The organism is Pseudomonas brassicacearum (genome assembly GCF_003732265.1).
GTDB lineage: Bacteria > Pseudomonadota > Gammaproteobacteria > Pseudomonadales > Pseudomonadaceae > Aquipseudomonas > Aquipseudomonas brassicacearum_D.
The window spans coordinates 47,668-72,657 of the sequence record NZ_MOBK01000003.1 but is presented as its reverse complement, the minus strand read 5'-3'; the positions used below and the strand labels follow the sequence as shown (position 1 = coordinate 72,657).

Genomic DNA, 24,990 nt, shown 5'->3' with positions numbered 1-24,990 from the left:
ACAAAAGAAGGGGTGAGTTTTATGTACCACTACGTAGAGAGCGGCCTGCCAAATGTATGGCTTAGCAACGGCTTCGTGGTGAAAGAGACCGCGTATGGCGAGTCCGTCGCCATCACCGATGTGAAAGGCTTACATGACGTCATCGGCAAGGCCATCGCCGAGAAGACTTCTGTGTTGACAGGGGCTGAGTTCCGATTTCTCAGGAAAGAACTTGGGCTGTCTCAAGAAAGCCTCGCTGAAATCGTTGGTTTGACGAGCCAGGCTGTAGCGATCTGGGAAAAAACCGACAAAATCCCAATGGTGAACGACCGCTACTTGAGGGGGCTTTATCTCGAAGCCAAAACTGGCGAGGCGGATTTGATGGCAGCTATCAATACCATCAACAAATTGGACCACGACCTCTACAAGCTGAATCTGGAGTTTGAAGGCGGATGGCATAACCAAGGCAATGCATGCGCTTGAATATGAATGCTGCGAAAAAGCCCGGCGAAAATGCCGGGCTTTTTTGTGTGCGAATGGCACAGCTTTTTCGTTTCTGCGATTCAGCCCCTACCTGGGCAACGCATACGCAATCACATAGTCCCCACGGTCCGTCGACTGACGCGCACCGCCCACCGTCAGCAGGATGTACTGCTTGCCAGTCTTCGGCGAAACGTACGTCATCGGCCCTGACTGGCTACCTACAGGCAAACGCGCCTTCCAGATCTCATTGCCATTGCCGGTATCAAACGCACGCAGGTAAAAATCCTGAGTCCCGGCGAAGAACAACAGCCCCGACTGGGTCGCGAGTGACGCGCCCAGCGTCGGCATGCCAATCGGGATTGGCAAATGCATGCGGATACCCAGCGGACCGGTGTCTTGCACGGTGCCAACCGGGACTTGCCACATCAGTTTGTGGGTCTTGAGGTCGATGGCGGACATGGTGCCAAAGGGTGGTTTTTGACACGGAATGCCGGCTGCCGAGAGGAAACGTTCGCGCATCGCACCAAAAGGCGTGCCTTCCTGCGGCACCACACCCATTTCAATACCACTGGCCCCGGCGGCGATCTTGTTGCGCGGGATCATGTAGTTGGCGAGGCCAAGGCGCATGTCGTTGACGAACATGTAATTCGTGTTCGGGTCCACCGAAACGCTGCCCCAGTTCATGCCACCCAACGAGCCCGGGAATTGCAGTGCGCGATCAAGCCCTGGCGGGGTGTAGACGCCTTTGTGGCGCATGCCTTTGAACTGGATGCGGCACATCAGTTGATCGAACGGCGTGGCGCCCCACATGTCGGACTCGGTCAATGTCTTGTTACCGATTGACGGCATGTCCACCGAGAACGGCTGGGTCGGTGAATAGCGTTCGCCGGGGACATTGCCTTGCGGCACTGGACGCTCTTCGACGCGGGCGATCGGTACGCCGGTTTCGCGATTGAGCAGGAAAATCTCGCCCTGCTTGGTCACTTGCGCCAAGGCTGGCTGCACGCCACCCTTGTCGTCTGGCACGTCGTACAGCAGCGGCTGGGCTGGCAGGTCGAAGTCCCAGAGGTCGTGGTGAGTGGTCTGGAAGTGCCAGCGCACCTGACCGGTCTTCACGTCGATAGCGACGATAGACGAGTTCCATTTGTCATCGAATGCCGTGCGCTGTCCGCCGAAGAAGTCTGGGGTGGCGTTGCCGGTTGGCAGGTACACCAGACCGAGCTTGGCGTCATAGGACATGGCCGACCAAACGTTCGGCGTGCCACGGGTATAGGTCTCACCGGCCGGCGGGCGCTTGGTGGTGTTTGGGTTACCCGGATCCCACGCCCACACCAGTTCGCCACTGCGCACGTCATAGGCGCGGACCACACCTGGCGGCTCGCCGGTGGAATAGTTATCAGCCACGCGGCCGCCGACGATCACCACGTTACCGGCGACCAACGGGGTCGAGGTTTGTTGGTAATAACCCGGCTTCACTTCGCCCATATCCGTTGTCAGGTCGACTGTGCCGTGGTTGCCAAACTCTTCGCAGGGCTTGCCGGTGTCGGCATTGATGGCGATCAGACGGGCGTCGCCGGTCGGCAGAAACAGACGTTTCGTACAGGCAGTGGGCTGGATGTCCGAGGACGGCGGAGTTTCGGAATAACCCAGCCCACGGCAGCGCTGCCAGTTCGGCGCGGTGCCTTGCGGGTCGAACTTCCAGCGCTGGGCGCCGGTGTCGGCATCCAGGGCAAAGACTTTGCCGTAGGCGGTGCAGGTGTAGACCGTGTCACCGATTTGCAGCGGGGTGTTCTGGTCTTCAGCACCGGCGCCGGTGCTTTGCGGGACGTCGCCGGTATGGAAGGTCCACGCGACCTGCAGCTTGTCGATATTGCCTTTGTTGATCTGGTCCAGCGCGGCAAAGCGATTGCCGGCGGTGGTGTTGCCCCAATGTGCCCAGTCTTTCTGCTCTGTGCCTGGTGTCACCGGCGTTACCGCCGGCTCGGTGGAGGCTTTGACCACATGCGTCGGCACGAACATGTAGGCCATCGTTGCGACGACGCCAACGCCCAGGATACCGGCCAGGCCATAGGCACCGCGGCCCGCCGTCGCGCCTGAAGCACGCATCAGCGTCGGATACATCAGCGCAACGACCAGACCGATCACGGCGAACGTCAACACGCGCGACACCAGCGGCCAGTAGTCGAAACCGGCATCCCACACCGCCCAAATCGCCGTCAGGATCAACGCCAGACCATACAGCCACGCGCCTTGCGGCTTGCAACGGGCAATCATCAGCCCGGACACCAACATCGCCAGGCCCATCAGCAAGAAGTAAGCGCTGCCGCCCAGCGCAATCAGATAGCCGCCACCACCTGCCAGGCCGAGCCCGATCAAGGCAATCAGCACACCCAGACCGCGCAACAGCCATTTGCCGCCGCCGGCAGCCCCAGAATTATTCATGTCGGAAATTTTCCCCATTTGTGACAAGCGCGGAATGATGTACTACCTAGTTACTTATGGCAATTTGTCGCAGCTACAAATGTTCTGAACGGTACACAGTCTCGTTCGAATATCGCCCACAAGCGTCTCGTCGAACGACCCTGTAACATGTTCAACCATTGTTCCACGCCATCGGAGACGCCCCTTGCCAGACACACGCCCACCCGTTCTTGACGAGATCGACCGCCAGTTGATCGCCGCCCTGCAGATCAACGCCCGCGATAGCGTGGCCATGCTGGCCCGGCAATTGGGCATCGCTCGCACGACCGTCACCTCGCGTCTGGCACGACTGGAAAAGACCCGGGTCATCACCGGTTATGGTGTGCGCCTCGGTCAGCGCGTGGTGGATGGTGGATTGCAGGCGTACGTCGGGATTACCGTGCAACCGCGCTCGGGCAAAGAAGTGCTGCGTCGGCTCAGTGCGATGGCGCAGGTTCAGCAGCTGTGTGCAGTGAGTGGCGAATTTGATTATGTGGCGTGGCTGCGAACTGACTCGCCAGAGCAGCTGGATCAGTTGCTGGATCAGATCGGCTGTGTCGATGGGGTGGAGAAGACGACGACCTCGATTATTTTGAGTAGCAAGATTGATCGGGGGCAGCCGGTTTGAGTTTTTGCCGATAGCTCTTTGGTGTCTGGGAGGGCCTCATCGCGAGCAAGCTCGGCTCCCACATTGACGGTGTGTAGCATTCAATCGTCATTCTGATAAAACAATTAGCAAAACGACGACACATTGCGTCTTATTAACGTGTTCTACGCTCACTAGAATGGCTGCCATCTTTTCCTATACTCAGACGCGCATCCTGCGTCGGGTCGCCAGCAAGGTCAGCCATGAACAAGAACAATCGCCATCCTGCAGACGGTAAGAAACCAGTCACCATTTTCGGCCCGGACTTTCCGTTCGCCTTCGACGACTGGATCGAACACCCGGCTGGCCTGGGCAGCATTCCTGCACACAACCATGGTGCCGAAGTGGCGATCGTCGGCGCGGGCATCGCCGGTTTGGTGGCGGCCTACGAGTTGATGAAGCTGGGCTTGAAACCGGTCGTCTACGAAGCCTCGAAGATGGGCGGTCGTCTGCGCTCCCAGGCGTTCAACGGAACCGATGGAGTCGTCGCCGAATTGGGCGGAATGCGCTTCCCGGTATCGTCTACCGCGTTCTATCACTACGTCGACAAGCTCGGCCTGCAGACCAAGCCTTTTCCGAACCCGCTGACGCCCGCGTCGGGCAGCACGGTGATCGACATCGAAGGCAAAACCCATTACGCACAGAAACTGGCGGATCTTCCTGCACTGTTCCAGGAAGTGGCTGACGCCTGGGCGGATGCACTGGAAGCCGGTTCACAGTTCGCCGATATCCAGCAAGCGATTCGTGATCGTGACGTGCCGCGCCTCAAAGAATTGTGGAACACTCTGGTTCCGCTGTGGGACGACCGCACCTTCTACGACTTCGTCGCGACCTCAAAAGCCTTCGCCAAACTGTCGTTCCATCACCGCGAAGTGTTCGGTCAGGTCGGCTTCGGCACCGGCGGCTGGGACTCTGACTTCCCGAACTCGATGCTGGAAATTTTCCGGGTGGTGATGACCAACTGCGACGATCACCAGCATCTGGTCGTCGGCGGCGTCGAGCAAGTCCCGCAAGGCATCTGGCGCCATGTGCCGGAACGCTGCGTGCACTGGCCCGAAGGCACCAGTCTCAAGTCTTTGCACCGAGGCGCGCCGCGCTCCGGGGTTAAAAAAATCGCCCACGCTGCTGACGGTCGTTTCGCGGTCACCGACAACAACGGCGACACCCGCGAATACGCTGCGGTGTTGACCACGTGCCAGAGCTGGCTGCTGACCACCCAGATCGAATGCGATGAAACCCTGTTCTCGCAAAAAATGTGGATGGCCCTCGACCGCACCCGCTACATGCAATCGTCGAAGACTTTCGTGATGGTCGACCGCCCGTTCTGGAAGGACAAGGATCCGGAAACCGGCCGCGACCTGATGAGCATGACCCTCACCGACCGCCTGACCCGTGGTACGTATCTGTTCGACAACGGTGACGACAAGCCCGGCGTGATTTGCCTGTCGTACTCGTGGATGAGCGACGCGCTGAAGATGCTCCCGCACCCGGTGGAAAAACGCGTGAAACTGGCGCTGGACGCGTTGAAGAAGATCTACCCGAAAGTCGACATCGCCGCACGCATCATCGGCGATCCGATCACCGTGTCGTGGGAAGCCGACCCGCATTTCCTCGGCGCTTTCAAAGGCGCCCTGCCCGGCCACTACCGTTACAACCAGCGCATGTACGCGCACTTCATGCAGGACGACATGCCGGCCGAGCAACGCGGGATTTTCATCGCCGGCGACGACGTTTCATGGACGCCGGCCTGGGTTGAAGGCGCGGTGCAGACCTCGCTCAACGCCGTGTGGGGCATCATGAAACACTTTGGCGGTGAAACTCACGCCGAGAACCCGGGTCCAGGTGATGTGTTCAACGAGATCGGTCCGATCGCCCTGCCCGAGTAAGAGGAATCCGAAATGCGCGTAGCCCTTTACCAATGTCCACCGCTGCCCCTGGATGTCGCCGGCAATCTGCAACGCCTACAGCATTTGGCCCAGGAAGCGACAGGCGCCGACCTGTTGGTGGTGCCGGAGATGTTCCTGACCGGCTACAACATCGGCGTCGATGCGGTCAGCGTCCTCGCCGAGGTGCACAACGGTGAGTCGGCGCAGCAGATTGCGCGCATTGCCAAGACAGCCGGGATTGCCATTTTGTATGGCTATCCGGAGCGCACCGAGGACGGGCAGATCTACAACGCCGTGCAGTTGATCGACGCCCACGGCGAGCGCTTGTGCAACTACCGCAAGACACACTTGTTCGGCGACCTCGATCACTCGATGTTCAGCGCCGGACAGGATGATTTTCCGCTGGTGGAGCTCAACGGCTGGAAGCTCGGCTTCCTTATTTGCTACGACATGGAGTTCCCGGAAAACGCCCGGCGCCTGGCCCTGGCCGGTGCCGAGCTGATCCTGGTGCCGACGGCGAACATGATTCCCTTCGACTTTGTCGCCGACGTCACCGTCCGCGCCCGCGCTTTCGAGAATCAGTGTTACGTGGCCTACGCCAATTACTGCGGTCATGAAGGCGAGATCCACTACTGCGGCCAGAGCAGCATCGCCGCACCGGATGGCAGTCGCATCGCTCAGGCCGGGCTGGATGAAGCGCTGATTGTCGGCGAACTGGATCGTCAATTGATGGCCGACTCACGCGCCGCCAATCGCTACTTGATCGATCGCCGTCCCGAGCTTTACGGCGACCTTAACAAGCGCTGATCCCCTGTAATCCGCTAGCATTAGCGCTTCTCTGTACTGGAAGTGCTCATGCCTGCGCTGAATCACCCTCGCCCCCACACTGAAACCCTGGCCAATGGCTTGCGGGTGACGCTGCGTCATGCCCCGAATTTGAAGCGCTGCGCGGCGGTGCTGCGCGTTGCGGCGGGCAGTCACGATGTGCCCCTGGCGTGGCCCGGTCTGGCGCATTTTCTGGAGCATTTGCTGTTTCTGGGGACGGAGCGCTTTCCTGCCGGGCAAGGGCTGATGGCCTACGTTCAGGGTCATGGCGGTCAAGTCAACGCACGAACCAGTGAGCGCACGACCGACTTCTTTTTCGAGCTGCCGACTCAGGTGTTTGCCGGTGGGCTGGAGCGTCTGTCAGACATGCTCGCTCATCCGCGTATGAATCCGGACGATCAGTTGCGGGAGCGGGAAGTGCTGCATGCGGAATTTGTCGCCTGGTCGCAGGATGCGCTGGCACAACAGCAATCGGCGTTGTTCGACGGGCTTTCATCGACGCATCCCTTGCGCGGGTTTCATGCCGGCAACCGCGACAGCCTGCCGGTGCCGCAGCCTGAGTTTCAGCAAGCGCTGCAGGATTTCCATCAGCGGTTTTATCAGACCGGGCAGATGGCCCTGAGCCTGGCCGGGCCGCAAACTCTCGATGAGCTGCGTGAGATGGCTCAGGGTTTTGGCACCGGGATTCCCGTCGGGCAACGAGTCCCGCAACACGCACCTGAAGCGCTGATGAACGCTTCGCAAACGACTTATCAACAGACTGGCGAGCGTCGGCTGGATCTTCTGTTCGCGTTCGAAGCGTTACCTGAGTCATCGTCTGAGGCATTGGCATTTCTGTGCCATTGGCTGAACGCCGCGAAACCCGGCGGACTGGTGGCAACGCTGCGAGAACAAGGCCTGGCTGACAGCCTCAAAGCTGCGCCGCTGTATCAATTCGCCGGGCAAGCCTTGCTGCACATCGAGTTCATCACTACTCAATCGCAAAGCGTGATTCGCCAGAAGCTTCTCGACTGGCTGGGCTTCTTTGCCTCCCATCAAGACTGGGCCGGCTTGCGCGAAGAATACGCCGCCCTGTTGCAACGCCAACAGCAGGTCAGCGGTGCCTTGCAACTGGCTCAGCGGGACGCCGAGCAGCTGGAAACAGGGTTATCGGAACAGGGCGTTATAGCGCTGAAAGACATCCTGAAGAAAATCGGTGCTGTGGATAACTTCAGCGGCGAATGGCAACTGCCGACGCCGAATCCGTTTTTACGCAGCGAAGCGCCCGCGGCCAATGCCGGGCTGATTCGCGGCCAGACCAGCAAACACCGTGGTCTGCGCACGTTTGCCCAGGACCGCTCGCGCAGTCGTCGCGAAAACTCCCCGATGCAGTTCAGTTCGGCGCTGCCAGATAATACCGATGAAGGCGCGATATATCTGCGCTGGCGACTCGACTTCACGCCTCTCGCCAGTCTTCAGTCGAGCCTGGAAAACCAGTTGCAGCCTTTGCGCGAAGATGCGCGTCAGGCCGGTGTCGACTTTTCCTTCAGCGCCTCAGGCAATGAATGGCTGCTGAAGATGACCGGGCTACAGGCACCGATGCCAACTGTCCTCGAACACGCCTTGAAAGAGCTGACAACACACGGACTCTCAAAGGCTGAACCGCCAAGCGCCCCATTGATGCCGATCAAGCAACTGCTAAAGGCACTGCCTGGTCTTTGTCTTGAACCTGCTGCTGATTCAGGGGATTGGCAGCAGATTTGGTCGAGCGCGCGCTGGGAAGGCCTGGCCGTTGGCCTGTCGGCACAGACACAAGCGGCGATGGGTTTGGCGCTGAGCCGCGTGCCCGGTGTTGCGGATCAACCATCGTCGCCGCCCTCGATCAACGCGCAGCGCCTGTGGACAACTGTCGACACCGGTACCAGCGAACACGCGCTGTTACTGTTCTGTCCGACCGCCACGCAGGACGTCACCGACGAAGCCGCCTGCCGGCTGCTCGCGCACCTGTGCCAGACGCCGTTCTATCAGCGCCTGCGGGTGGATTTGCAACTGGGTTATGCCGTGTTCAGCTCCTTGCGCCAGATCCATGGGCAGACCGGGATACTGTTCGGCGTGCAATCACCGAGCGTCGCACCGGCAGGCTTGCTGGAACACATCGAACACTTTCTAAGCGACTTGCCAGGATTGATCGAAGGCATGGACGAGGCGACGCTAACCGCTCAACGCCAGTCTTTGGCAGACCAATTCGACCTGAACACCCTGCCCGTCCCTCAGGCAGCCGAACTGCTGTGGCAGGGCAAACTGGCTGGCCACTCGTCGGATTGTCTGGAGCGCCTGCCTGAAACAATTCTGCTGATCGACCGCAATGCACTATTGGGCGCCGCACAGCGATTGAATCAAGCGCTCGGCGGATGGCGCTGCCTGGCCAGCGGCCCAAGCCCGAGCTCGGTTTGGCAAGTGACAAAATGATCATTACAGGCGCTGCAATTAGCTTTCTCAAAGTTTCACGGGCAACCGCCCTGTAATTTTGAGTAACATAGCAACCTAACTATCTGAACATCTCCGGCTGGAGGTGGACTATATGTATAGATCTCAACTGTCCCATCACCTGAAGGAGCGCTCCCATGTCCTGGTCCAAACCCGCTTACACCGACCTGCGTATCGGCTTTGAAGTCACCATGTACTTCGCAAGCCGCTAATCTTTTTGTATCGCAGTGCCAACGCCTCGGCTCGCCGAGGCGTTTTTATTTTCAGTTTTCGAATGATGGAGCGGCCATGTTTGTCCAGATTCTAGGTTCCGCCGCCGGCGGCGGTTTCCCCCAGTGGAACTGCAACTGCGTGAACTGCGCCGGTTTTCGCGATGGCAGCCTGAACGCCAAGGCGCGGACCCAATCGTCCATCGCCATTTCCGATGATGGCGTGAATTGGGTGCTGTGCAACGCTTCGCCGGACATTCGCGCCCAACTCCAGAGTTTCGCCCCGATGCAACCGGGCCGGGCCCTGCGCGACACCGGCATCAGCGCGATCATCCTGATGGACAGCCAGATCGACCACACCACCGGCCTGCTCAGCCTGCGCGAAGGGTGTCCGCATCAGGTCTGGTGCACTGACATGGTCCATGAAGATTTGAGCACCGGTTTTCCGCTGTTCACCATGCTGACCCACTGGAATGGCGGGCTGGACTGGAACCGGATCGAACTCGACCGCAGCTTCACCATTGCGGCCTGCCCGAACCTGCGTTTCACCCCGCTGCCCCTGCGCAGCGCCGCCCCGCCCTATTCGCCACACCGCTTCGACCCGCACCCCGGCGACAACATCGGCCTGATCGTTGAAGACCTGAGCACTGGCGGCAAGCTGTTCTACGCACCGGGGCTGGGCAAGGTCGACGCGCCGCTACTGGAGATCATGGCCGGCAGTGATTGCCTGCTGGTGGACGGCACGATGTGGGACGACGACGAAATGCAGCGCCGTGGCGTCGGCACCCGCACCGGTCGGGAAATGGGCCATCTGGCGCAGAACGGACCTGGCGGCATGCTGGAAGTGCTGGAGCAATTGCCCAAGCAGCGCAAGGTGCTTATCCACATCAACAACACCAATCCGATTCTGGATGAGGATTCGCCGGAGCGTGCCGAGCTGGTTCGGCGGAGTGTTGAAGTGGCGTATGACGGCATGAGTATTGTGTTGTAGGACATCGAGACCGCTGCGCGGTCTATCGCCAGCAGGCTGGCTCCCACAGGGGAATGCGATCAACTGTGGGAGCCAGCCTGCTGGCGATGAGGCCGGTCCTGACACCCAAGAATCCACCGGTTGTTTTCCGGAGAACTGCAATGACTGACACCCCAATGTCCCCCGCCGAATTCGAGGCGGCCCTGCGCGCCAAAGGCGCCTACTACCACATCCATCACCCCTACCACGTGGCGATGTATGACGGTCGGGCGAGCCGCGAGCAAATCCAGGGCTGGGTCGCCAACCGCTTCTACTATCAGGTGAACATTCCCCTGAAAGACGCCGCGATCCTCGCCAATTGCCCGGACCGCGAGATCCGTCGCGAGTGGATCCAGCGCCTGCTCGACCACGACGGCGCTCCCGGCGAAGACGGCGGCATCGAAGCCTGGCTGCGTTTGGGCCAAGCGGTAGGCCTCGACCCGGATCAACTGCGCTCCCAGGAACTGGTCCTGCCCGGCGTGCGTTTCGCCGTCGATGCCTACGTCAACTTCGCCCGCCGGGCCAGTTGGCAGGAAGCCGCCAGCAGCTCGCTGACCGAACTGTTCGCACCGCAGATCCACCAATCGCGCCTGGACAGCTGGCCACAGCATTACCCGTGGATCGACCCGGCCGGCTACGAGTATTTCCGCACTCGCCTGGGCCAGGCGCGCCGCGATGTCGAACACGGTCTGGCGATCACCTTGCAGCACTACACGACACGGGAAGGCCAGGAGCGCATGCTGGAAATTCTCCAGTTCAAACTGGACATTCTTTGGAGCATGCTCGACGCCATGAGCATGGCCTACGAACTGAAACGCCCGCCGTATCACAGCGTGACCGAGCAACGGGTCTGGCACAAAGGAATCACCTTATGAGTTTCGACCGCAGCAAGACCCCGACCTGGCGTACCGGCTACCGTTACCAGTACGAACCAGCGCAAAAAGGCCATGTGCTGCTGTACCCGGAAGGCATGATCAAACTCAATGAAAGCGCCGCGCTGATCGGCGGTTTGATCGACGGCAAACGCGATGTCGCGGCGATCATTGCCAAACTGGACGAGCAGTTCCCCGGCGTGCCCGAGCTCGGTGAAGACATCGAGCAATTCATGGAGGTCGCCCGTGCTCAGCACTGGATCGAACTTGCCTGATTCTGTGTCAGGCACGTTACCGCCCAAACCGGAAATCGGCCTGCCGCTGTGGTTGCTGGCCGAGCTGACCTACCGCTGCCCGTTGCAATGCCCGTACTGCTCCAATCCGCTGGACTTCGCCGAGCAAGGCAAAGAGCTGAGCACCGAGCAGTGGATCAAGGTGTTCCGCGAAGCGCGGGAGATGGGCGCGGCGCAGTTGGGCTTTTCCGGTGGTGAGCCGTTGGTGCGCCAGGACCTCGCCGAGTTGATCGCCGAAGCGCGCAAACTGGGTTTCTACACCAACCTGATCACCTCCGGCATTGGCCTGACCGAGCAGAAAATCAGCGACTTCAAAAAGGCCGGCCTGGACCACATCCAGATCAGCTTTCAGGCCAGCGATGAGCAAGTGAACAACCTGCTGGCCGGCTCGAAAAAGGCCTTTGCGCAGAAGCTGGAAATGGCCCGCGCGGTGAAGGCTCACGGCTATCCGATGGTGCTGAATTTCGTCACCCACCGGCACAACATCGACAAGATCGACCGCATCATCGAGCTGTGCATCGCGCTTGAAGCGGACTTCGTCGAGCTCGCCACCTGCCAGTTTTACGGTTGGGCGCAGCTTAACCGGGTCGGCCTGTTGCCGACCAAGGAACAGCTGGTCCGCGCCGAACGCATCACCAATGAATACCGCGCCAAGCTCGAAACCGAAGGGCATCCGTGCAAGCTGATTTTCGTCACGCCGGACTATTACGAAGAGCGCCCGAAAGCCTGCATGAACGGCTGGGGCAGCATCTTTCTGACGGTCACGCCGGACGGCACCGCCCTGCCCTGCCACGGCGCCCGACAGATGCCAGTGCAGTTTCCCAACGTGCGCGACCACAGCATGCAACACATCTGGTACGACTCGTTTGGCTTCAACCGCTTTCGCGGTTACGACTGGATGCCCGAACCGTGCCGCTCCTGCGACGAGAAAGAAAAGGACTTCGGCGGCTGCCGCTGCCAGGCGTTCATGCTCACGGGCGATGCGAGTAACGCCGACCCGGTGTGCAGCAAATCCGAACATCACGGCGTGATCCTCAAGGCCCGCGAAGAAGCCGAGCACGCGACCCAGACCATCGAACAACTGGCCTTTCGCAATGAACGAAACTCACGCCTCATCGCAAAAAGCTGAGCCCTTCAGCGCGGCTAAAGCCGTCGCTGCCGGTGTCGATTTCGCCGAGTTGCAGGTCGGTCGCAATGGCTTGTTCTGGAACGAGTACCGACCTGAAGACGGCGCGTGCCGGATCTGGCATTGGCGCGATGGCCAGGCACATTGCCTGACACCCGCGGGTTTCAGCGTACGCAGCCGGGTGTACGAATACGGCGGCGGCGCGTTTTGCCTGACCGATGACGGGATCGTTTTCGTCAACGAGGCGGACCAGCAGCTGTATCGGCAATCGCTGACGGGTGAAACGCCTGAAGGGCTGACCTCAGGCGATTGCCGTTACGGCGATCTGCAATTCGCCAACGGCCAGGTTCTGGCGGTTGAAGAGAACCGCGAACGGCATCGATTGGTGGCGATTGATGTGAAGGACGGCACGCGTCACCTGTTGGCAGAAGGTGCCGACTTCTACGCGTCGCCGACCTTGAGCCCGGACTCGCAGCGCCTCGCGTGGATCGAATGGAGCCGGCCGGATCAGCCCTGGACCGCGACGCGGCTGATGGTTGCCGAACGTCAGAGCGATGGCGGATTTGCGTCGCCACGATGCGTGTCTGGCGAAGGTGTTCAAGAGTCGCTGCAACAACCTCGATTCGATGACAGCGGTCGACTGCTTTGTCTGACCGACCGTGGCGGTTTTTGGCAGCCATGGGTGGAATCTGCAGACGGTTTGCGCCCATTGCCCTGTGCCGCAGCCGATCATGGGCCGGCGCCTTGGCAACTAGGAGGTTGCACCTGGCTGCCTTTGGGTGAAGACAACTACTTGGCCAGTTGGACCGAAGAAGGTTTTGGCCGACTGGGCCTTTGCGGTGAGACCGTCGAAAATTTCACCGGTGCCTACAGTCGCTTCCGCCATCTGGCGCTGGATGAACAATTCATTTACTGCATCGCCGCATCACCGGTGAGTTCGTCGGCGGTGATCGCCATCGACCGCACCAGCCGCCAGGTCAAGGTACTGGCCGGCGGGGTTGCACCGTTGCCCGCCGCACAGATCAGCGTCCCGCAAACCCTGCGTTACCCGAGCGGCTCAGGTGAAGCCCACGGTTTCTTCTATCCAGCGATGACCGGCGACGCAAAACCGCCGCTGGTGGTGTTCATCCACGGCGGCCCGACGTCGGCGTGCTACCCGATGCTCGACCCACGCATTCAATACTGGGCGCAACGCGGCTTTGCCGTCGCCGATCTCAATTATCGAGGCAGCAGCGGCTATGGCCGGGCCTATCGGCAGGCGCTGCATTTGAGTTGGGGCGACGTCGATGTAGAAGACGCCTGCGCAGTGGTCGCCCATCTCGCCGAACGTGGATTGGTCGACGGTGAAAAAGCGTTTATCCGCGGCGGCAGTGCCGGCGGTTATACGACGTTGTGTGCGCTGGCGTTTCAGAAGGTTTTCCGCGCAGGTGCCAGTTTGTATGGCGTCAGCGATCCCGTGGCATTGGGGCGAGCAACGCATAAATTCGAAGGCGATTATCTGGACTGGCTGATCGGCGATCCGCAGGAGGACGCCGAGCGCTATGCCGCGCGCACGCCGCTGCTGCATGCGGGCAACATCAGCGTGCCGGTGATTTTCTTTCAAGGGGAACTGGACGCGGTGGTCGTGCCGCAACAGACCCGCGATATGGTTACTGCGCTGCAGGACAACGGCATTCTGGTTGAAGCGCATTACTACGCGGACGAACGCCATGGCTTTCGCAAGGCGAGCAATCAGGCGCATGCGCTGGAGCAGGAGTGGTTGTTTTATCGGCGGGTGATGGAGTTGGTGGACTGAAGTCTGAGATCAATCCGGAAATTGTGGCGCCCCCTTCGCGAGCAAGCCCGCTCCCACATTGGAATGCATTTCAAATGTGAGAGCGGGCTTGCTCGCGAAAGCGATCTACCTGACGCCGCCAAGCTCAGCGCTTGGCGATGATATAAACCGCATGCACGATCCCCGGAATATAACCGCACAACGTCAGCAGAATATTCAGCCAGAACGCCCCGGCGAAACCGACTTGCAGAAACACACCCAATGGCGGCAACAGAATGGCGATGATGATTCGAATAAAGTCCATGGGGGCAGCTCCTGATTGGAAGTGGCTCGTGTGAGCCCTACAGTTAATCGACCTGTGCCGTTCGTCAGGGTTCAGTCCCTTCCCCCCTTCAGCCAAAACTTCGCTGTGCTTTGCACACAAAAAAACGCCCCACGCGAAAAGAATCAAACGTGGGGCGATGCGTTATTACCGCGAGACGGTTCTGGAATGTGTGTGAGACAGGTCTGATCAGACCGCAATCCCTTTGCGGCACCGCAATTGCGCGGTGCGCACACGGGAGAAGGCGCGGGTCAGGCGCAGGAGCATTTCGTCGATGTTGGCGTTGCTGACCGTCAGTGCGGGGGTGAAGCGCAGGCAGTCGGGTTGCGGGGCGTTGAGCAACAGGCCTTCGTACCGCGCGGCACTGACTACGGCGTCGGCCGAATCGTCCGACAGCGTCAGCCCCCAAAGCAGACCTTGCCCACGCAATTCGCCGTGACCATATCGATGAGCCAGACGCCCGAGGCCTTCACGCAGGTGCTGCCCGGTTTCCCTGACATACTCGAGAAAACCCTTGTCCCGCACGCTGTCGAGTACCGCCAGCCCGGCCGCCGTCATCAGGGCATTGCCATGATGGGTGCCACTCAGTTCGCCGATCTCGAAACAGCAGGCCTTGCCTCGTGCCAGCAACGCAGCGAGCGGCACACCACCGCCCAGCCCTTCGCCGAGGACGACGATATCTGCCCGAACGCCGTAGGACTGTTCCGCGAGCAATGTGCCACAACGCCCGATACCGGTTTGCCCTTCGTCGAGAATCAGCAAAATCCCCAGCTCACGACACAGGCGTTCAACACCCTTGAGGTAATGCTCGGCGGCCGGAATCACTCCCGCTTCGTTCTGGATCGGTTCAAGCATGATTGCTACGGTCCGCGCGTCGACCGCTGCATGCATTGCCGCAAGATCATTGAAGGGAACCTGATGCAAATCCGCCATCGTTCCGAAACTACGGTCTGTGTAGCCGTTGCCGGCAACGATGATCCGCGAAGCCCCACCGCGATAGCGTTGGCCCCACTTGCACGCCAGTTTGATCGCCGCGTCACACGCTTCGCGGCCACTGTTGAGCAGGTACGCCTGATCACTGCCAGTGGCGGTGCAGAGGCGCCCGGCAAGGTTGAGCATGCTGTGATTGTGCACAGCAAAACCGGGGTTGATCAGTGATTGAGCCTGTTGCGAAATCGCCTGGACCAATATCGAAGGACTGTGCCCCAGGCTGTTGACCCCGCCACCTTGCGTGAAGTCCAGGTAAGCGCGGTCATCGCTGTCCCACAACCAGGAGCCCTGGCCGCGCACGAAAATTTGTTTCGGCCGCTCGACGCTGGGCATCAGGCACTCGCTGGAAAGGTTGTCGCGGTGGGACGGCTGGAAAGTGTCCGCAACAATGTCATCAAGACTCGGCGGATTGCGCCGCAAATTGAACAGATTCATCCAAAAAAACCTCGATTGAGGTTTTTTGCCTTACCTATGTAAACACCTTCGGCGCAAACGATATTCATCGCGTTCTATGGCCCTGTAAGCCTTGTGAATGCGGTTAGAATAGGCGCTTGCCCGGCCTCGAGCCATTTCGATTTCCCAGCATTTTCGATAAGCGTTCCTTATGGATTTCAAGCAACTGCGTTATTTCGTCGCGGTCTACGAAGAAGGCCACGTCGGCCGGGCTGCCGAGCGGCTTTCAATCTCCCAGCCGGCGTTGTCCCAGCAGATCCGCCATCTCGAACAGAACCTAGATGTGAGCCTGTTTGAGCGCAGCAGCAAACGCCTGCTGCCCACCCTGGCCGCTCACACCTTGTACAACCATGCCGTGCCATTGCTCGACGGCATGCAGCGGGCGCGCGAGGCATTGGGCAATTTCAAGGGACAGGCGCTGCGCACATTGGCCATCGGCGTCCTGCAAACCGTGCACACCAGCCTGGTGCCGCAGATGCTTGAGCGGGTACGCAAGGCTCAACCGCATCTGGTGGTGCAGATCTACGAACTGACCGGGCTGGAAATCGAGCGACGACTGCTAAACGGCTCGCTGGACATCGGCATCAGCTACCTGCCGCCGCGTCAGCCAGGATTGCATGGCGTGATGCTGTACGAAGATGAACTGACCCTGGTGATCCCCGCCGATCACCCGTTGCGCGAATTCAAGAAAGTCTCCATGAGTCAGGCCGCCGAGTTGCCGATGCTGTTGCTGGGAGAAGAGTTCCAGGTACGCCAGATCTGGCAGACGCAACTGGCCAGCCTCGGCAGGCGCCCACAGGTGCAGGCCGAACTGAATAACATGGCGGGGATTCTCGACAGCCTGCCACATACCCGACTGGCGACGGTGCTGCCCGGACGCTCGCAAAAGGCGCTCGGCAACAACGAACTGCTGTGGAAACCGCTGACTGAGCCACGGGTACCGCTGAAAGTCGGATTGGTCTGCCGGGATGTACAGCGGCAACAGACCTCGATGGCCTTGTTACGCACGCTGCTGGAGGAAGTGATTAACGGACCCGATGACCGTTTGAACAGCTCGGAAACCCTTGATGGGCTGAGCTAGAAACTTTTCTGCGGGCAAAAGAAAACCCCGCCGAAGCGGGGCTTTGCAGACTGTTTCCCTGACATCCATTTCACTCCGCCGTCCTGGCAGAATCCTACGTGTCCGTGTTGTTGCTTTGCGCTTCCTGCGCGACGTCCATGTGAAGTAGATTAGCTGTGGATCCAATCTACGCCTATGGGAAAACAGCAGCACGTCATGTAAGAGAATGCTTACATGACGTCACGTTTGTCAGAACTGCGCAGCATCCAGCAAGAACAGCGATTCGCTGCCTGCCTTCACCGACGCGCTCAACGAGTGAATGCGTGGCAGCAGACGAGCGAAGTAGAAGCGCGCCGTGCCCAGCTTGCTGGCGTAGAAATCGTCCTGCGCTTCTTTGCCCGATGCGGCTTTGGCCATCAACGCCCACATGTAGGCGTACGCCACATAACCGAAGGTTTGCAGGTACTCGACCGACGCCGCGCCGATTTCATTCGGGTTGTTTTTCGCGCGATCCAGCAACCAGGCGGTCAGTTCGTCGAGGGTGGTCACGGCGTCGTTCAGCGGCTTGGTGAACTCGGCCAGATCGGCGCTGGCGGTCGCGGTGAAGTGACGGATCTCGTCAGCGAACAGGTTGTAGAACGCCCCGCCGGTGCCGACGATCTTGCGCCCGACCAGGTCCAGCGCCTGAATGCCGTTGGTGCCTTCGTAGATCTGGGTGATGCGCACGTCGCGCACCAGTTGCTCCTGGCCCCACTCACGGATGTAACCGTGGCCGCCGAACACCTGCTGGCCGTGGACCGTGGTTTCCAGACCGAGGTCGGTCAGGAACGCCTTGGCCACCGGGGTCAGCAACGCCACCAGATCTTCAGCGCGTTTGCGGGTGGTCGCGTCTTCGCTGAATTTGGCGGTGTCCAGTTGCATGGCCACGTAAGTCGAGAAGGCACGGCCGCCTTCGTTCGAGGCTTTCATGGTCAGCAGCATGCGACGCACGTCCGGGTGGACGATGATCGGGTCGGCGACTTTGTCCTTGTTCTGCGCGCCGGTCGGCGAACGGCTTTGCAGACGATCGCGAGCGTACTCAACGGCGTTCTGGTACGAACGCTCACCGGTGGCCAGGCCCTGGATACCGACGCCCAGACGCTCGTAGTTCATCATGGTGAACATCGCCGCCAGACCCTTGTTCGGCTCGCCGACCAAGTAACCGATGGCTTCATCGAAGTTCATCACGCAGGTCGCGGACGCCTGGATGCCCATCTTGTGTTCGATCGAACCGCAGCTCAAAGGGTTGCGTGCACCCAGGCTGCCGTCGGCATTGACCATGTACTTCGGCACCAGGAACAGCGAAATACCTTTCGGACCGGCCGGTGCGTCCGGCAGTTTCGCCAGCACCAGGTGAATGATGTTTTCGGTCAGGTCGTGCTCGCCACCGGTGATGAAGATCTTGGTGCCGCTGACTTTGTAGGAACCGTCGGCCTGAGGTTCAGCCTTGGTGCGGATGATCCCAAGGTCAGTACCGGCGTGTGGCTCGGTCAGGCACATGGAACCGGCCCAGACGCCGGCGTACATGTTCGGCAGGTACGCGGCTTTCAGCTCTTCGCTGGCGTGGGCATTGATCGACAGGCAGGCACCGGCGGTCAGCATCGGGTACAGACCGAACGACAGGCTGGCGGAGTTGACCATCTCTTCGACCTGAGCCGAAACAGCCTTGGGCATGCCCATGCCGCCGTAGGTCGGATCACCGCCGACGCCAACCCAGCCGCCTTCAGCGTAAGTCTGATAAGCCTGTGGGAAACCTGCCGGCGTGGTGACGGCACCGTCCGCCCAATGGCAACCTTCTTCGTCAGCGGCACGGCTCAGGGGCGCGATGCTTTTGCTGGTGACCTTGCCGGCTTCTTCAAGAATGGCTTCGACGGTTTCCGCATCGACGGTCTCGGCCAACGCGGGCAGCTCGGCCCAGAGTTTGGAGACTTCGAAAACTTCATTGAGAACGAAGCGCATATCGCGCAGCGGCGCTTTGTAGTCAGCCATGGCAAACCTCGCAAGATCTAAACAGGTGATTCGTAGGAGTGATGCATTCGTTGGGCCCGAGTGTAACCCAACAACTTTTACGACACATAGGGTCAGCCCATGACCGTTTTGTAATGTTTAGTCACTGACCATTTGGTCATAAAAAAAGCCCGCAGTGACGCGAGCTTCCTTTGTTGCTCATTTTAAAAGACTAAAGCGCAAACAACTCCGCTGGAAGCTTCATCAAGCAATCACTGCCCGCTTCGATGGCCGCCCGATGAGCGGCAGTGCGCGGCAGCAAACGCTTGAAGTAAAACTCGTTGGTTGCGAGTTTGCCCTGGCAATAATCGGCATCGCCGCTGCCCGCATCGAGTTGCGCCTGAGCCACCAACGCCATGCGCAGCCACAGATAGCCGAGGATGATGTAACCGCTGTACATCAAGTAGTCCACTGAGGCCGCGCCGACTTCATCGGCATTCTTCATCGCGGCCATGCCGACCTTGGTGGTCAATTCGCCCCACTGCTGATTCAGCGTGTTGAGCTGCGCTACGTAGCTGCCAAGTTGTGGGTGTTCCGCGTTCGCTGCACAGAACTTATGGACGATTTTGGTAAAGCCACGCAGCAGCTTGCCCTGACTGCCGAGCACTTTGCGCCCGAGCAAGTCCAGCGCCTGGATTCCGTTGGTGCCTTCGTAGATGGGCGCAATCCGGCAGTCGCGCACCAACTGCTCCATGCCCCATTCACGAATAAACCCGTGCCCGCCAAACACCTGCATACCGTGGTTGGTCACTTCCAGCCCGGTATCGGTCATGAAGGCTTTGCAGATCGGCGTCAGGAAGGCCAGCAGGTCTTCGGCGTCCTGGCGGGCGCTTTCATCCGCGCTCAGATGCGCCACGTCCAGCAACTGCGCGGTGAAGTAAGTCAGTGCGCGGTTGCCTTCGTTGAAGGCTTTCATGGTAAGCAACATCCGACGCACGTCAGGATGGACGATGATCGGGTCAGCAGTTTTCTCTGGTGTTTTCGGGCCGGTCAGGGAGCGCATTTGCAGGCGGTCGTTGGCGTATTTGATCGCGCCCTGAAAGCTCGCTTCGCCCAGACACAAGCCCTGCATCCCGGTGCCGAGGCGCGCGTGGTTCATCATGGTGAACATGCAGTTCAGGCCTTTGTTCGGCTCCCCGATCAGGAAACCCTTGGCGCCATCGAAGTTCAGGACGCAGGTCGCCGACGCCTTGATGCCCATTTTGTGTTCGATCGAACCGCAGGAAACGCCATTGCGCTCGCCCGCCTCACCCTCGGCATCGGGCAGGAATTTTGGAACGATAAACAGCGAGATGCCTCGGGTACCGGCCGGCGCGTCCGGCAGTTTCGCCAACACCAGATGAATGATGTTGTCGCTCATATCGTGCTCGCCGGCCGAGATGAAAATCTTGCTGCCGGAGATCGCGTAGCTGCCATCGGCTGACGGCACGGCGCGGGTCTTGATGATGCCCAGGTCGGTGCCGCAATGGGCTTCAGTCAGGCACATGGTGCCGGTCCATTGGCCCGCGGTGAGTTTGCTCAGGTAAGTGTTTTTCTGTTCTGCGGTGCCGTGGGCGTGGATCGCCGACATCGCGCCGTGGGTCAGGCCCGGGTACATGCCCCACGAGGTGTTGCTGGAACCGACCATTTCGCTGATCACCAGCCCCAGCGAACTCGGCAGGCCCTGGCCGCCATACGCGGGGTCCGCCGCCAGACCGTGCCAGCCGCCCTCGACGTACTGTGCGAAAGCTTGCTTGAAGCCTGTAGGCGTCGTCACCACGCCATTGTCGAAATGGCATCCCTCTTCGTCACCGCTGCGATTCAACGGGGCCAGAACGTTCTCACAGAACTTCGCGCCTTCTTCGAGGATGGCGTTGATCATGTCCGGGCTGGCCTCGGTGGCGCCCAGCGCAGCGTAGTTGCTGTGGAAGTCGAAGACGTGGTCGATCAGAAAGCGCATATCGCGCAGGGGAGCTTTGTACGCAGGCATGGTCATTTCTCCGTCAGCAGATGCTTCAAACCTACTGCCGGCCACCACGCCCCACAATCACAGTCCAGACGCTGAATGCGCCATCATCACTCAACCCGCAGCGGCGTCCATTCGCACGGCGCCACGACGGGTCTGACCGAACGCCACCACGCAGTTTCGCCCGGCGCCCTTGGCGCTGTAGAGCGCTTCGTCCGCCGACTTGAGCACCTTCTCGGGAGTGCGTTGCTCCACGCGTTCGGCGACACCGATGCTGACCGTGACAGACACACTGGAAGCACCGGGGCCCGAGCGGCGCTGACGACCTTGCTGGTCATCCTGAGGCCGGTTGTCCTGATTGCGCAGCTGAATGTTGTAGGTGGCGATGGATTCGCGGATGACCTCCAGGTGCGGCATGCACTCTTCGAGCGTCTTGCCTGCGAACACCAGCGCAAATTCTTCACCGCCGTAGCGATACGCCCTACCACCACCGCCGATTTTCGACAGTTTGCTGGCAACCAGTCGCAGCACCTGGTCGCCGACATCGTGACCGTGGGTGTCGTTGAATTTCTTGAAGTGATCCACGTCGCTCATGGCCAGCACGTAATTACGCCCCAAGCGCTGCATCCGCTCGTTCAAGGCGCGACGGCCCGGCAGGCCGGTGAGTTCGTCGCGGAAAGCCATTTGGTAGGCCTCATGGGCGACCGCCGCGGCAATCATCAGCATCACCTGACTGCACATGATGTTGAGGGTAAACGGCAGAATGAAAGTTTTCGGCAACGCCCAGAACAACCCGAGCAAACCCACCAGTTGCGCGGCGTGCAGCGGTCGCGGGTTGCGCCAGTATTGCCAGCTCAGCAGCAGGAACGAAGCGATGAACACCGGATAAGCCAGCTGGATCAGGCTCATCCAGGCGCCATGCAGCGCCGGCCAGCGGATTTCCGACAGCCACATCAGCAAGGCCTGTGGGTAACTTTGCTCCAGTCCCAACGCGACACTGCCGACGGCCAGCAACACCGCGAAGCGCGCCACCATGTCTTGAAACAGGTGCGTGCGTTCCTGCCAGGCCGCGAACACCCCGAACAACAGCGGCAGCAACAGGCAACACAGATGGAAAACCACGGCGGCGTCTTCGCGGACTTTGCCGTTGTCGCGGTAATAATCGGTCTGGGTGTCGAGCAAAAAGTAGGCGATGTACACCGTGACCATCAGAAACAGCTCGCGCTGACGTCGGTAAACCGCGCAATACGCACCGCCGAGCAACAGCACCAACGTCGGCAGGACGTTGAACAGCGAGGTGAAGAAAACGTTCAGATCCTTGATGTAGGCAGCCGCAAGCCCCGCGAGTAAAAGCAGTAACGACGGTAGGAAATGGCTGAAACGTACAGCGGAAGAACGCGGCAAGGGTAAAGCTCCGACCGTCATGACAATAGATGGCATTGTGCCCACCTACTGTAACGGCAGAAACGTCGACTTACTGAGCGAAATGTCAGGTTTTTTTAGCGGGTGCGTGACTGGCCGCAAACAGCGCGGCCAGTCACATGAGTCCATCAGAGATCGTTGTAGAACGGCAACAGTGGCCCTTCCGTAACCGGGCGCCCTTCCGCACCGACCGGCTTGAGTGTCATCAGCGCGTCTGCCGCTTGTCGGGTAGTGATTTTTGGACTGACGGGCTTCAACGTCACGGCATTTTCATCACCGATGTGGCCTTGTGGAATGACCAGCGATGGATGATCGAAAGGCGCTTGTTCCCACGCCACGCGCGGATCGGTCAGCCCGACTTCCATGAACTTGACCAGTGCATCCACTTCATCAGGCGTCAGGTTCAGGGCGGTCATGTCCGGATCAAGGTTGGAGGTGTTGTGCTGATTCACACTCGGATGATCGAAGCCGCTGGTGTTGTTCGCTTCCGAGCCGCGCCGGTCACCACCGCGGTTGTAGAACTCGACGACCTGCTTGAGTGTGGAGCGGCTGCCGTTGTGGAAGTACGGCCCGGTCAGCGCGATGTTGCGCAGCGTCGGGGTTTTGAAGGCGCCATCCACCGCATCGTGGAAGCCGACATTGGGTTTGAGCGTCGAATCGCAGGGTAATCCCGCGCTCAGCAGCGCTTCAAAGGTGCACACATCCACGTCCAGTGGATCGGGCACATTGATGCCCTGCAGCTGGGTGTTGTATTCGCGAGTGAACGCCAGCGGGTTACCCCAGGCGTCAGATCCGCCGAGCCCCAGGTCTTCCGACGTCGGGCGCACACCGGTGTTGTAGAAGCCGTTGTCGTAGAGCGCGGTGAGGTTGTCCGCCATCAGCATCCGTTCGATCCGCTCACGGGGATGGAACAGCAAGCGGCTGGCGGCGTTGGTCAGTTCTGCACCGCCGTGACAATTGACGCACTTGCCCTTGCCCAGGAACAGGTTCATCCCCTCGACCTGCTGCGCGTTCATCGCCTGCTGATTGCCTTGCAAGTAAGCATCCACGGGAGCCTGGTCGGAGATCAGGGTGGATTCGTACATCTGAATTGCCAGTCCGAAGAACAACGGGAAGTTGGCCTCCATCTGGGTGTACGGCGCGCCGCCGAGCGAAACCTGTTGCGTGGCGTTCCACAGCCGAGGCTGGAAAGCGGCCTTGATCAACTCTCGGTAGGTCGGACGGCGGGCGCCGGAAACCGGGCCCAGCACAGAGTCGGAGGATGAAATCCGCTGCTGCTTGAGCATCAGCGAGTCGAGCATGCGTCGGCCAATGTCGGCGAAGGTGCGCCCGCCGCAGGACATTTCCACAGGGCTGCCGGGCGGGCCCACGGCCTGCGAGGCGGCAGAGGCATCATTGAGGGCCAGCCGAACCTTGGTGGCCACCCCGCTGCGATCACTGGTGACGAAAATCCCGGCATCAGGGTCGCGATTGCCGAACGGCGAAAAGCCGTTGAACACATTATTCGCCCGACCGTCCCAGAAATTGCGCACGTTGAACGCGGCGTTGATCACAGTCGGGGCATTACGTCCGGTACTGCGCCGCACATTGATACCGCCGACCTGGAACACGCCGTCCGGTTGCTGCGTGCATTTGTCGAAGCGCGGTTGATTCGGTTTGACGAAGTTGGCGTCGAACACCCCTTGCGAGCCGACCACATCGTCGGTCGAGTAGACAATCGGCGAGTTGCGATCCAGCGGATCGGCCAACACGTGGGTCGGGAAGTCGGTTTTCTTCAGCGTGTAGTTGGGGCCGCCCTTGCCGGCGGACAGGGTCGCGTAGGAAGGGACGTCGCCTGGAATATCGGAAGCTACAAACGGTTTGTTGAAGATCGACGAAACGTTGGCATGGGTGCTGGCCTGGCCCGGGTTGATCTGGTTGGTGATCCGGTGGTCGACACCTGCATGAAAGTGGCAGGACGCACACGCCGTCGCGTTATCGCTGCCGATCTCCATGTCCCAGAACAGTGCCTTGCCCAACAGAATCGCCGCCGAGCGATTGAGCACATAGTCGGTCATCAGGTCGACCTTGCGCCCTCCTTCGGTGCCGGAAGGGTCAGGCGGGATCAGGCCGTGCAGCGTCTGCAGGGAAGGGACTTCCGGCACGGGCAGATCAACCTCTGCCGCCGTTGCCGCGAATGCATGTTTGGCGGGCAGACAGATAACGAGCAGCCCGCAGACGATCACGCAGGGCAGACGGACAGTTCGAACAAAAAGGCTCAAGTTCACCATGATGACACCCCTATTCAGTGATGGAGTTGCCGCGCATGAGGCGTCACTCAACTGGCAAAGTTAGACTTTGTCGTTGCCGAAGTTGAAACGCTATGGGAGGCACCGTGGCAGGCGCTTACTTGAACTGTAGCTGTTACAAAAGATTTCAACAGAAGAAATACAAATTAATTTTGAACTTTCATTCAAGCCTCAACTTTGGTGCAAATCCCCCATTACCGGGGCCTAGCCCCCATACGTAGCGCGACTTTCAGCCATAACGCAAGGTCTTTGATTTTGGCCCTGTAATTGCAAAACAATTTATTTTACTTGCTTAACAATGAAAACAATCTCGCTTAATTAGTTAACTCTAAACAGAGTCGTTAGTTTAACAATCAGCGAATAATTACTGTTTGTATAAAGCAAAAAAAACCGCCACTCCCGAAGGAGCAGCGGTTTTTTGAAGCACTTCGTTAAG

At 59.8% G+C, this 24,990-nt stretch carries 19 protein-coding genes; 12 read left to right on the top strand and 7 right to left on the bottom strand.

All coding sequences use genetic code 11. The features are described 5' to 3' along the window. Window positions 1-21 precede the first annotated feature (21 nt). A complete protein-coding gene (locus BK660_RS09370) occupies window positions 22-462 on the top strand; it encodes a helix-turn-helix domain-containing protein (protein WP_123433081.1) in 441 nt (146 codons plus the stop codon). Window positions 463-549: 87 nt separating this feature from the next. Here BK660_RS09370 and BK660_RS09365 read toward each other — a convergent pair whose 3' ends face one another. Then, window positions 550-2,904 (bottom strand): glucose/quinate/shikimate family membrane-bound PQQ-dependent dehydrogenase, encoded by a 2,355-nt coding sequence (locus BK660_RS09365; RefSeq protein ID WP_123433080.1) that lies wholly within the window; start codon window positions 2,902-2,904, stop codon window positions 550-552. 184 nt (window positions 2,905-3,088) lie between these two features. Between BK660_RS09365 and BK660_RS09360 the strand changes: the two genes are divergently transcribed. The 10 genes from BK660_RS09360 to BK660_RS09315 all read left to right on the top strand — a co-directional run bounded on the left by BK660_RS09360 (window position 3,089) and on the right by BK660_RS09315 (window position 14,049). After that, complete coding sequence (locus BK660_RS09360) at window positions 3,089-3,550, top strand: Lrp/AsnC family transcriptional regulator (protein WP_123433079.1); 462 nt, start codon at window positions 3,089-3,091, stop codon at window positions 3,548-3,550. Between the two features lie 221 nt (window positions 3,551-3,771). Then, complete coding sequence (locus BK660_RS09355; protein ID WP_123433078.1) at window positions 3,772-5,454, top strand: flavin monoamine oxidase family protein; 1,683 nt, start codon at window positions 3,772-3,774, stop codon at window positions 5,452-5,454. Window positions 5,455-5,466: 12 nt separating this feature from the next. After that, window positions 5,467-6,261 carry a carbon-nitrogen hydrolase family protein gene (locus BK660_RS09350; protein WP_123433077.1) on the top strand — a complete coding sequence of 265 codons (795 nt, stop codon included), beginning with the start codon at window positions 5,467-5,469 and terminating at the stop codon, window positions 6,259-6,261. Window positions 6,262-6,309: 48 nt separating this feature from the next. Further along, the gene (gene pqqF, locus BK660_RS09345) at window positions 6,310-8,727 is read left to right on the top strand and encodes a pyrroloquinoline quinone biosynthesis protein PqqF (RefSeq protein ID WP_123433076.1); all 2,418 of its coding nucleotides are present in this window, start codon (window positions 6,310-6,312) and stop codon (window positions 8,725-8,727) included. Window positions 8,728-8,882: 155 nt separating this feature from the next. After that, window positions 8,883-8,957, top strand: coding sequence for a pyrroloquinoline quinone precursor peptide PqqA (gene pqqA / locus BK660_RS09340; RefSeq protein ID WP_009045898.1), 75 nt, complete (start codon window positions 8,883-8,885; stop codon window positions 8,955-8,957). 76 nt (window positions 8,958-9,033) lie between these two features. Further along, window positions 9,034-9,945 (top strand): pyrroloquinoline quinone biosynthesis protein PqqB, encoded by a 912-nt coding sequence (gene pqqB, locus BK660_RS09335; protein ID WP_123433075.1) that lies wholly within the window; start codon window positions 9,034-9,036, stop codon window positions 9,943-9,945. Between the two features lie 140 nt (window positions 9,946-10,085). Beyond that, window positions 10,086-10,838, top strand: coding sequence for a pyrroloquinoline-quinone synthase PqqC (gene pqqC / locus BK660_RS09330; RefSeq protein WP_123433074.1), 753 nt, complete (start codon window positions 10,086-10,088; stop codon window positions 10,836-10,838). Beyond that, complete coding sequence (gene pqqD / locus BK660_RS09325) at window positions 10,835-11,110, top strand: pyrroloquinoline quinone biosynthesis peptide chaperone PqqD (RefSeq protein WP_123433073.1); 276 nt, start codon at window positions 10,835-10,837, stop codon at window positions 11,108-11,110. Before pqqC ends, pqqD begins: the two co-directional genes overlap by 4 nt. Window positions 11,111-11,114: 4 nt before the next feature. Further along, complete coding sequence (pqqE, locus tag BK660_RS09320) at window positions 11,115-12,257, top strand: pyrroloquinoline quinone biosynthesis protein PqqE (protein ID WP_185045050.1); 1,143 nt, start codon at window positions 11,115-11,117, stop codon at window positions 12,255-12,257. After that, entirely contained in the window at window positions 12,223-14,049 is a 1,827-nt protein-coding gene (locus tag BK660_RS09315; protein WP_123433071.1) for a S9 family peptidase, read from the top strand. The genes pqqE and BK660_RS09315 overlap by 35 nt, the downstream gene beginning before the upstream one ends. Window positions 14,050-14,173: 124 nt before the next feature. Here the strand turns inward: BK660_RS09315 and BK660_RS09310 are convergent, their stop codons facing one another. Both BK660_RS09310 and BK660_RS09305 read right to left on the bottom strand, forming a co-directional pair. Next, window positions 14,174-14,332: a YqaE/Pmp3 family membrane protein gene (locus BK660_RS09310; protein WP_007904205.1), complete on the bottom strand. Its 159-nt coding sequence runs from the start codon at window positions 14,330-14,332 to the stop codon at window positions 14,174-14,176. A 207-nt stretch (window positions 14,333-14,539) separates the two neighbouring features. Beyond that, window positions 14,540-15,775 carry an aspartate aminotransferase family protein gene (locus BK660_RS09305; protein WP_123433070.1) on the bottom strand — a complete coding sequence of 412 codons (1,236 nt, stop codon included), beginning with the start codon at window positions 15,773-15,775 and terminating at the stop codon, window positions 14,540-14,542. Window positions 15,776-15,944: 169 nt separating this feature from the next. Between BK660_RS09305 and BK660_RS09300 the strand changes: the two genes are divergently transcribed. Then, window positions 15,945-16,874 (top strand): LysR family transcriptional regulator, encoded by a 930-nt coding sequence (locus BK660_RS09300; RefSeq protein WP_123433069.1) that lies wholly within the window; start codon window positions 15,945-15,947, stop codon window positions 16,872-16,874. 228 nt (window positions 16,875-17,102) lie between these two features. Here BK660_RS09300 and BK660_RS09295 read toward each other — a convergent pair whose 3' ends face one another. The 4 genes from BK660_RS09295 to BK660_RS09280 form a co-directional block, all read right to left on the bottom strand. Continuing rightward, window positions 17,103-18,881: an acyl-CoA dehydrogenase C-terminal domain-containing protein gene (locus BK660_RS09295; RefSeq protein WP_123433068.1), complete on the bottom strand. Its 1,779-nt coding sequence runs from the start codon at window positions 18,879-18,881 to the stop codon at window positions 17,103-17,105. 190 nt (window positions 18,882-19,071) lie between these two features. Next, window positions 19,072-20,868 carry an acyl-CoA dehydrogenase C-terminal domain-containing protein gene (locus BK660_RS09290; protein ID WP_123433067.1) on the bottom strand — a complete coding sequence of 599 codons (1,797 nt, stop codon included), beginning with the start codon at window positions 20,866-20,868 and terminating at the stop codon, window positions 19,072-19,074. A 90-nt stretch (window positions 20,869-20,958) separates the two neighbouring features. Continuing rightward, the gene (locus tag BK660_RS09285) at window positions 20,959-22,248 is read right to left on the bottom strand and encodes a GGDEF domain-containing protein (protein ID WP_123433066.1); all 1,290 of its coding nucleotides are present in this window, start codon (window positions 22,246-22,248) and stop codon (window positions 20,959-20,961) included. A gap of 146 nt (window positions 22,249-22,394) precedes the next feature. Beyond that, on the bottom strand, window positions 22,395-24,536 hold the full coding sequence (locus BK660_RS09280) for a cytochrome-c peroxidase (RefSeq protein ID WP_123433065.1): 2,142 nt from the start codon (window positions 24,534-24,536) through the stop codon (window positions 22,395-22,397). Window positions 24,537-24,990 lie beyond the last annotated feature (454 nt).